The following is a 724-nucleotide window of genomic DNA, read 5'->3' as shown; positions in this document are numbered from 1 at the left end:
TTCACCTAATCGTACGCCAATTTATTCAAAATATTCAGGGAGGAAAAAATGAAACAAATCTTGAAATTATTAAGCGGTTTCATTCTGTTAAATATCGCTGGATGTAACATTGATAAGCCTTCTCCAGGGTACGTGAGTATGTGGGAGAAGTCAGGTGCGGATTCTACTGAGGTAGGAAAAGCCTTATTAGAATGTGGAATGCCGAGTCTTATCGATCCTGATTCAGAAAATAGAAAGCAGAGCATCAATGCAAAAGCAACAACTTATACATGTATGATTCAAGCAGGATTCCGTTATAAAGGGGGAGGGAGTCCGTGTTATACTTTTAAAGAGGAAAACCTCCCCATTTGTCGTCCAGGTGCTGTCATACCACAGCGCAGTGTCAAGAAGCGCTTGAACAGCCCTTTTTGTAAAAAGTATAAAAATGCACCTGAATGCAAGCCTTAAGTTTTGCTATTGGTGATGATCAACAATCCGCCATCCTTGCCTTCGCTTGGAATGGCGGGATTGTTTCCTCAACCAACCATTTCAATATTGTTCACCGTTGTTTAAACAGCGGTGACAGAAAATATCAACAAGCTTATGAGCTGTTTTATAGTAAATAAATCCATTGAAAGAGGGGAATAATGAAGAAAATCTTAAAACTATTGAGTTGTATAGCTCTGTTAAGTATCACTGGATGTGTTAACTCAATTCCCTCACTTTCTCCAGCATTATGGAGAAA

2 protein-coding genes are annotated in these 724 nt (G+C 39.0%); both read left to right on the top strand.

Annotated features, from left to right (window positions below):
* Window positions 1–48 precede the first annotated feature (48 nt).
* Window positions 49–447 carry a hypothetical protein gene (locus ACFINE_RS09885; RefSeq protein WP_375621908.1) on the top strand — a complete coding sequence of 133 codons (399 nt, stop codon included), beginning with the start codon at window positions 49–51 and terminating at the stop codon, window positions 445–447.
* Window positions 435–605 (top strand): hypothetical protein, encoded by a 171-nt coding sequence (locus ACFINE_RS09880; RefSeq protein WP_375621907.1) that lies wholly within the window; start codon window positions 435–437, stop codon window positions 603–605. Before ACFINE_RS09885 ends, ACFINE_RS09880 begins: the two co-directional genes overlap by 13 nt.
* Window positions 606–724 lie beyond the last annotated feature (119 nt).

Source organism: Bartonella sp. AA97HXZ (assembly GCF_042196985.1).
Taxonomy (GTDB): Bacteria; Pseudomonadota; Alphaproteobacteria; order Rhizobiales; family Rhizobiaceae; genus Bartonella.
Note: the sequence above shows the minus strand (reverse complement) of the source record. Positions and strands in the feature narration are given on the sequence as shown.